The 8,062-nt window shown below is 68.4% G+C and carries 5 protein-coding genes and 1 pseudogene; 1 reads left to right on the forward strand and 5 read right to left on the reverse strand.

Annotated elements, in window-relative coordinates; all coding sequences use genetic code 11:
- Positions 1-2: 2 nt before the first annotated feature.
- Complete coding sequence (locus tag VGD93_RS07590; RefSeq protein ID WP_395010776.1) at positions 3-3,251, reverse strand: ATP-binding protein; 3,249 nt, start codon at positions 3,249-3,251, stop codon at positions 3-5.
- Between the two features lie 710 nt (positions 3,252-3,961).
- Between VGD93_RS07590 and VGD93_RS07595 the strand changes: the two genes are divergently transcribed.
- A complete protein-coding gene (locus VGD93_RS07595) occupies positions 3,962-4,270 on the forward strand; it encodes a hypothetical protein (RefSeq protein WP_395010778.1) in 309 nt (102 codons plus the stop codon).
- A gap of 324 nt (positions 4,271-4,594) precedes the next feature.
- On the opposite strand, the gene VGD93_RS07600 is transcribed toward VGD93_RS07595, so the two are convergent.
- From VGD93_RS07600 to VGD93_RS07615, 4 genes and pseudogenes are all read right to left on the reverse strand, one after another.
- The gene (locus VGD93_RS07600) at positions 4,595-5,434 is read right to left on the reverse strand and encodes an MBL fold metallo-hydrolase (RefSeq protein WP_395010780.1); all 840 of its coding nucleotides are present in this window, start codon (positions 5,432-5,434) and stop codon (positions 4,595-4,597) included.
- Entirely contained in the window at positions 5,434-6,213 is a 780-nt protein-coding gene (locus tag VGD93_RS07605) for a TatD family hydrolase (RefSeq protein WP_395010782.1), read from the reverse strand. Before VGD93_RS07605 ends, VGD93_RS07600 begins: the two co-directional genes overlap by 1 nt.
- A 2-nt stretch (positions 6,214-6,215) precedes the next feature.
- Positions 6,216-7,760 (reverse strand): methionine--tRNA ligase, encoded by a 1,545-nt coding sequence (gene metG, locus VGD93_RS07610; protein ID WP_395010784.1) that lies wholly within the window; start codon positions 7,758-7,760, stop codon positions 6,216-6,218.
- Positions 7,757-8,062, reverse strand: a pseudogene (locus VGD93_RS07615) (hypothetical protein); the annotation flags it as partial. The pseudogene VGD93_RS07615 and the gene metG, both read right to left, overlap by 4 nt.

The raw sequence follows: 8,062 nt of genomic DNA on the forward strand, positions 1-8,062 counted from the left end.
GCTCAGGGCCGATCCGCTGCCCGGCCGGCTTCCTCCGCCTCCGGCGGCGGCGACAGCAGCACGGAGGCGCGCAGCTCCTCCGCTTCGTCGCGGGCGCGCCTGGCGTCCTCCTCGCGGCCGGTCCGTTCGTAGAGGCGGGAGGCGAGTTCCAGGGCGTTGGCGAGGGAAGGGCGCATGCTCTTGTCGCGGAAGACGCCCGTGACGAAGCCGAGGACTTTTTCCGCCTCGTCCGTGCGGTTGAGCTTCAGCAGCGCGACCGCCAGTTGCTGGCCAAGGCTGGCGGCGGCGTATTCGTCGTTGAGGGTGCGGGCATTGTCGTAGGAACTGCGCAGCTTCTCGACGGCGGCGCTCGCCCCCTTCTCGAACTGGGTCATGGCGAGGTTGCCGCGGATCATGTTCACGTAGCCCTCGAACCCGGCGATGTCCGCCAGCTTCAGGGAGCGGTTCAGCTCGGCCTCCGCTTCGTCCAGCCGGTGGCGCTCCAGTTCGCCCTTGCCCACGACGTAGTACCCGGCACAGGCGCATTCCATGCCGTTGACCTTGAAGGCGAGCTCGGCTCCCAGCCGGGCCTGTTCGAGCCCCGCTTCGATGTCGCCCATCTCGTAGAGCGCGACGCCGGCGGAAATGCGGATGTCGGCTTCCCGGACCGGGGAATTGATGCGCGGGATCTGGTCCATCGCTTCGCCGAGCTGGGCTCGCGCCTCGTCGAAATTTCCCAGGCGTGCCAGCGTGATGGCACGGATGGCCATGGCGTGGCCGAGCACGTCGAGGACGTTGTACTTGCGCGCGATGTCGATCACCTCGCGCAGCTTGTCGGCGCCGTCGCGCGGATCGCGGTCGGCGATCGACCAGGTGGCGAAGAACAGCGGCAGCAGCAGCACCTGCTCGTTGCCGAGTTCGGTGGCGAGGTCGCTGCTCTCCAGCAGGTACGGGACGCTCTTGGACGGAAAGCCCATCACCATGTGAGTGTTTGCCGTCCACGACAGCGCCAGGGCGAGGCGCTCCTTGTCACCGGTCTCGCGCGCCATCGAAACGGCCTTTTCGAGCCGGTCGAGCACGCCCTCGTAGTTGGCCAGCCGGTGCCGGATCAGGGCCCAGTCGAGCGTCGCATCGATGATCTCGCTGGCGACCGCATCGGCCTTGTGCTCGAGGATCGTCAGGATGCGTTCGCGATGCTCCAGTTCCTCGCGCGCCGCGAACAGCTTGCGCGCGTTCTCCGCCGCCCGCCGCGAGTAGTCCAGCGCCCGTACCGGATCCTCGGCCTCGGTGAAATGATGGGCGAGCATGGCCGCGAACTCGTCCCGGCGCTCGGCGTAGAGCGTCTCCAGCGCCAGCCCGGCGCGGGCGTGCAGTTCCCGGCGGCGCGAGCGCAGCAGCAGGTCATAGGCGGCGGCGCAGGTCAGGGCGTGCTTGAAGATGTACTCCCGCTCGGGGTCGCGGGCCCGCTCGCGCACCAGTTGCTCGTAGGAGAGCGTCGCCAGGTGCGGCTCGACATGCTCGATGCGCTCGGCCGGCGGCGCCTCGCGGCACACCGTCTCCAGCACCCGGTGCTGGAACACCCGGCCGATGACGGCGGCCGTCTGCGCCACGCGCTTGGTGGCCTCGGGCAGGCGATCGATGCGGGCGCTGAGCACGCCCGCCAGCGTGTCCGGAATGCGCGCATCGAGGATGTCCCTCGTCGCCCGCCAGTGCTCGCCCTCGCGCACGACCTGGCCGCCGTCGATGAGCGTGCGCAGCACCTCCTCGAGATAGAAGGGGTTGCCTTCGGAGCGCTCGAGGATCTGCGCCCGGATACTGTTCGGCAGGTCCTCGATATGCAGCAGGTTGCCCAGCAGCTCCGCCGACCGGGCCGGGTCGAGCGGCTCGAGGTCGATGCGGGAAAAGCTGCTCCCCAGGCTCGCCTGCAGCCGGTCGACCAGTTGCCAGCTTGGCGCGTTGCGGTCGGGCCGGAGCACGCAGACCAGCAGCAGCGGCTCGAAAGCGGCGAGGGTCGCGACCTGGGCGATCAGCTCGAGCGTGGCGCTGTCGGACCAATGCAGATCGTCCATGATGACGACATGCGGGATCGTGCTGCCGCCTTCGTGCATCGCCGAGCGGATGGCGTTGACCACGGCTTCGGCCACGCCGCCGACCACTGCGTCGCCCGACTTGCCGGCCAGCGCCAGCCGGCTCTGCTCGCTGTCGACCGCGAGCAAGGTTTCGTACAGCGGCAGGTCCAGCGGCCTCAGCTTGAGGCGCCGCACGAAGGCTTCCAGCTTCTGGCGCACCGCGGGGGCGGCGTCCATGTCGGTGGCCCCCACCATCTGCCGTCCGAGGGCCCGCCACGGGTAGTAGGGGATGGCCATGCCGTAGGAGAGGGCGCGCGTCTCCAGCCAGGGCGGGCGGGGATCGGGCAGGGCATCCCGCAACTGGCGCAGTTCGGCGATGAGGCGCGACTTGCCGAGCCCGGCTTCGCCGATCACCGCCACGACCGCACCGATCCCCTTGTCGAGGTCGGCGAGCTTGCCGGCCAGCAGCGCGCGCTCGCTGTCGCGGCCGACCAGCGGCGAGGCCAGCCCGGCGAGCCCGCGGGTCGAACCCGGCGCCGCCTTGACGCCGGTCACCTCGTAGGAGTCCACCGGGGCCAGCTTGCCCTTCATCTCGATATGGCCGCGCGGCTTGACGTCGAACAGGGCGTGTACCAGCCGGTAGGTGTCGGCGCTGATCAGCACCGTGCCGGGTTCGGCGGCCGACTGCAGGCGCGCCGCGATGTTGGCGGCATCCCCGAGCGCCGTATATTCCGATTTCACCGCGTCGCCGACCAGGGCAAGCACGGCGGTGCCGGTGTTGATGCCGACGCGCAGGTCGAAATCGACGCCGTAGCGCTGCTTGACCGCCTGGGCGTAGGCCATGCCGGCTTCCTGGATTTCCAGCCCGGCGCGCACCGCGCGTTCGGCGTCGTCCTCATGCGCGACCGGCGCTCCGAACAGCGCCAGCACGGCATCGCCCATCAGCCGCGAGACGGTGCCGCCATAGCGCGACACCGCGGCGTTCATGAACCCGAAGGCGCCGTTCATGATCAGCGCCCAGTCTTCCGCATCGAGTTGCTCGGCGATGGCGGTGGAGCGCGCGACGTCCGCGAACAGCACGCTGGCGAAGCGCCGTTCGCCCTCGATCGGCCGCGACGGCTCGAGCGCCGTCCCGCAATTGCTGCAGAACCGCGCGCCTTCAGGGTTGGCGAACCCGCAATTGGAACAGGTCGACATCGCCATCACGCCACGCTCGGCTCCAGATGACGCGGAATTCCCAGTTGCCCCCACCCGGGCCGCGAATTCGTCGTCATCGTAATCCCTGCTCGCGGATGCGTCCAGCACGAGGTAGGGCGGCCGTCACTTGGGATCGGGGGGCCAGGAAGCGAAGGCGTCGCGGCGACCCCGCGCGTCGGGTCCGCAACGGGCGGCTGGCCGAGTACAGGTCAGCCCAACCGGCGGCTGCATGACCAAGACAAGCCAAGGCGGCGGCGGGTCCGCACCCGTGAGCCGCCTCGCGGCATTGGTCGCAGGCAGGTCGGCGTGTGCCGGACCTGGTCGAGCACCGCAGGATCGGCCCGGTTCGGGCGAGAAGGCGCTTGGCGGCCCGCCGATGGATCAATGCGGCGCGGGCAAGGCATGCACAACGGGCTCGACCAACGGACCCGGACACTGGCGGCTTTGATCTCCCCAACGAAAAGCCAGGTGGCGCGTTCACCGATTCCCGGGACCCGATTTCAACGCTCTCCGCTGCAAAATAGCCGTGCAGGGGACGAGCCGGCTGTCGTCCGCATATGACACCGGCGGCGGCTAAAGACGCTGAATGCCCCGATCATTCCAATTTGGCACTCTCGTGCCCAAGATTTGACATTGCCCGGCGTTTTCACAATGGTGTGTGGCACTGGCAAGGCTGTGGTGTGGCCGCCTGTAAGCTGGCGGCATGGGGCAACATCGTGAACGAACCATCGGCACTTCGCCTCAACCTGCTACGCGCCGGTTACGCACTCATCGTCGTCGGGCAGGGGATCCGGCTCGCGCCGCAACTGCTCGATCCGTCCTATGGCTGGGAGCTGCAGCGCTCGGTTGTAGTTTCCATGCTGACGGCCATGGTTCTCCTCAGCGCGCTGGGTCTGCGCTATCCGCTCAAGATGCTGCCGGTGCTGTTCTTCGAATCACGTGGAAGGCCGTCTGGCTGCTGCGGGTCGCTCTGCCAGCCACTCTTGCGGGGACAACGGACGAGCCGATGCTCGAGATGGTCGTGATGTTATCCGTCGTCGTTCTCGTTATCGCCGTCGTGCCTTGGGACTACGTCATCGCCCGCTTCGTAAGGGAGAGGGGCGACAAGTGGTGGCCCGCCCGCCACTCCGCCCCGTCGTCGACGAACTAGGGCATTCCCGGCGTCTCGGGTGAGGCCGTCACTACCACATTGTACATCCGCCAGTGCCAAATTGAGTTGCGCAGGACAAGCCGCCGTCGCACCCGCTCCGCTGCCATCAGATTCGCATAAGATATATTATGGAACTCTTGCGGGTAACCGCGGCCGTGGCCGGCGTTCGCGTACCGGATCCCCCTGCGGCCGTAACGCCTTATCGGGGGCTGATGATCTCGCCGTTGGTGACGTCGATCTGCAGGCCGTCGAAGGCCGGCCTCACGTTCTCCGGCGTCATCACGTCGGTCTGCACGTAGTCGAGATCGATATGCAGGTTGGTGAGCACGGCGTGCCGCGGCTGCAGGCGCTCGATCAGCGCCAGCGATTCCGGCAGGCTGAGATGGCTGGGGTGCGGCGTCGGCCGCAGCGCGTCCAGCACCCACACGTCGAGCCCGCCGACCGCCTGCAGCGATTCCGCGGGAATGCCGCTGAGGTCGCACGAATAGGCAAAGCCGCCGATGCGGAAGCCGAGTGTGAAGATGTCGCCGTGGTCCTGCTTGAACGGCAGCACGCCGATGCTGCCCCCCGGGCCCTCGATCGTCAGCTCGAGCCCGGCCGCGATGATGTGCTGGTTGAGGATCGGCGGATAGCCGCTGCCGGGTGGCGCCGTGAAGCAATAGGCGAAGCTCGGCACGATCCGGTTGGCGGCTTCCTGGCTGAAATACACGTCGACGCGGCGGCGGGCGTTGAGCGAGAGCACCCGCAGGTCATCGATGCCGTGCGTATGGTCGGCGTGCTCGTGCGTGTACAGGACCGCATCGACGCGGTCGACCCGGGCCGCCAACAATTGCTCGCGCAAGTCGCAGCCGGTGTCGATGACGATGCGCGTCGGCTGCGGCTGGTCCCCGGTGAAGCCCTCGACCAGCAGCGAGCAGCGGCTGCGGCGGTTCTTCGGGTTGTCCGGGTCGCACACGCCCCAGTGCCCGCCAATGCGGGGCACGCCGCCCGACGAGCCGCAGCCCATGATGGTCGCGACGATGCGTTCGGCCGGCGGCATCAGGCGAGCCCGGTCTTGGCGAACAGGCGGCCGAAATTCCCCGTCGTTTCCGCCGCCAATTGCTCGATGCCGATGCCGCGCACCTGCGCCAGCCGCTCGGCGGTGTGGCGCACATAGCTCGGCTCGTTGGCTTCGCCGCGATGCGGCACCGGCGCCAGGTACGGCGCGTCGGTCTCGACGAGGTAGCGGTCGGCCGGGACCGACGCGGCGATGGCGCGGATCTCCTCGGCATTCTTGAAGGTGATGATGCCCGAAAAGGACAGATAGCCGCCCAGCGCCAGGCCGCGCCGCGCCAGCTCGGCGCCGCCGGTAAAGCAGTGCAGGACGAACGGGAAGGGCCCCTGCTCCGCCTCCTGCTCGAGAATGGCGGCGACGTCGTCGTCGGCGGCGCGGGCATGGATCACCAGCGGCAGCCCGGTGATCCGCGCCGCCGCGATGTGGCGGCGGAAGCCGGTCGACTGCGCCTCGCGCGGGGCGTTGTCGTAGAAATAGTCGAGCCCCGCCTCGCCGATGGCGACACATCTGGGGTGCTCCGACAGCCGTACGAGGTCGGCGGTTTCGACATGCAGTTCCTGGTCGGCATTGTGCGGGTGGGTGCCGACCGAGCACCACACATTGTCGTGCGCCTCGGCGATGGCGCTGATCGAGGCGAACTTGTCGACGAAGGTGGAGATGGTCACCATGCCGGTGACGCCGGCCGCGGCGGCGCGCGCCAGCACGCCGTCGAGGTCGCCCGAGAGCGCCTCGAAATCGAGATGGCAGTGGCTGTCGATCAGCATGCCTACTTGGCCTGTTCGAATTTCCTGAACACCGGCTCGGGCGCCGGCAGGGCCGTGCCGGCCGCCAGCCCCGACGGCTTGCCCAGGGCGTGCTCGAGCAACCGCTGGTCGGCGCCCACGGCCAGCAGGTCGAGCATCTTCGCCGCCGCCTGCGGCGTGAAGGCCTGCGCGGCGATGGCGGCGCGGCGGACGACGTCGGCCGTGGTGTGCAGGATGGTGCCCATGCGCGCCAGATCCGCCTTCAGCGTCCAGGGGGCCTGCTCGGCGAAATACAGATTGGCGGCGTTGAGGATGTCGACGAGTTCGCCGGTCGCCTCGTGGATGAGCTGGGCATCCATGGCGGCGGCCATCCGGCGGATGCCGGCGACCGTCTTCTCCACAAGCTCCCGGTCCGCCCCCGTCGTCTCCTGCGCTGGCACGAGGCCGCCGAAATTCTTCTGGATCATGGCCAGCGAGCGCTGCGCCAGATTGCCGAAATTATTGGCGAGGTCGGCATTGTTGCGGTTGACGAACTTCTCGCGGCCCCAGTCGCCGTCCTGGCCGAAGCTGACCTCGCGCAGGCAGTAGTAGCGCACCGGGTCGACGCCGAATTCGGCGATCAGCGCGAAGGGGTCGATGACGTTGCCCAGCGACTTGCTCATCTTCTTGCCCTCGACGGTGAGGAAGCCGTGGGCGAAGACGCGCTTCTGCACCGGAATGCCGGCGCTGAGCAGGAAGGCGGGCCAGTAGACCGTGTGGAAGCGGATGATGTCCTTGCCGATGACGTGCAGGTCGGCGGGCCAGAACTTCCGGTAGCGCGGGTCGTTCTCGTCGGGGAAGCCGACGCCGGTGATGTAGTTGGTGAGCGCGTCGATCCACACATACATCACGTGCCCGGGCGCATCCGGCACCGGGATGCCCCAGTCGAAGGTGGTGCGCGAGATCGACAGGTCCTGCAGGCCGCCCTTGACGAAGGAGACCACTTCGTTGCGCCGCTCCCGCGGGGCGATGAAGTCGGGCTGCTCCTCATAAAGCTTCAGCAGCCGATCCTGGTAGGCCGAGAGCCGGAAGAAATAGCTCGGCTCCTTCACCCATTCGACCGGCGCGCCGGACGGGGCGAGCTTCCTGCCGCCCTCCCCCTCGGTGAGCTCGCTCTCGTCGAAATAGGCCTCGTCGCGCACCGAGTACCAGCCCTCGTAGGTGGACTGGTAGATGTCGCCGCTGGCCAGCATGCGCCGCCAGATTTCCTGGGTGGACGCGAAATGCCGGGGCTCGGTGGTGCGGATGAAATCGTCGTTGGAGATATCGAGCGCCGCCGCCAGGTCCTTGAAGCGCGCCGAATTCCGGTCGGCCAGCTCGCGCGCGGTGATGCCGGCGGCCTGCGCCGTCTGCACCATCTTGATCCCGTGCTCGTCGGTGCCGGTGAGGAAGTACACGTCGCGCCCCTCGATCCGCTTCCAGCGCGCGATCGCGTCGGTGGCGATCATCTCGTAGGCGTGGCCGATATGCGGCTCGCCATTGGGATAGGCAATGGCGGTGGTGACGTAGAAGGCGGTGCGGTCGGTCATGACGACTCGGTGAGTGGCGCGTGGGCGTGGACGTGCTTCCGGATCGCGTCGAAGATCACGATCAGGGTCTGCCGCGCGTCCAGATTATAGGTGTCCGCATCGGCAAACAGGGCGTGCGCCTTGTCCCACAGCTCGCTGGCCGAGGCAAGACGGCCGCGCGCCGGGGCGCCCTGCCCCGCCGCCAGCATCGCTTCCGCCGCCAGCCAGTCGACGATCATGTCGCGCGCGAAGCGGGCAGCGGCCCCGTCGCGGTCGGCCGTCAGGGTGTCGGCGAGCGCCAGGTGCGCGGCCGCCGGCGGCTG

Source organism: Devosia sp. (genome assembly GCF_036406155.1).
Lineage (GTDB): Bacteria > Pseudomonadota > Alphaproteobacteria > Rhizobiales > Devosiaceae > Devosia_A.

Coding starts and splice junctions, on each gene's coding strand:
- metG (WP_395010784.1), bottom strand. CDS start 7,760: ATGACCGACCGCACCGCCTTCTACGTCACCACCGCCATTGCCTATCCC.
- VGD93_RS07590 (WP_395010776.1), bottom strand. CDS start 3,251: ATGGCGATGTCGACCTGTTCCAATTGCGGGTTCGCCAACCCTGAAGGC.
- VGD93_RS07600 (WP_395010780.1), bottom strand. CDS start 5,434: ATGCCGCCGGCCGAACGCATCGTCGCGACCATCATGGGCTGCGGCTCG.
- VGD93_RS07605 (WP_395010782.1), bottom strand. CDS start 6,213: ATGCTGATCGACAGCCACTGCCATCTCGATTTCGAGGCGCTCTCGGGC.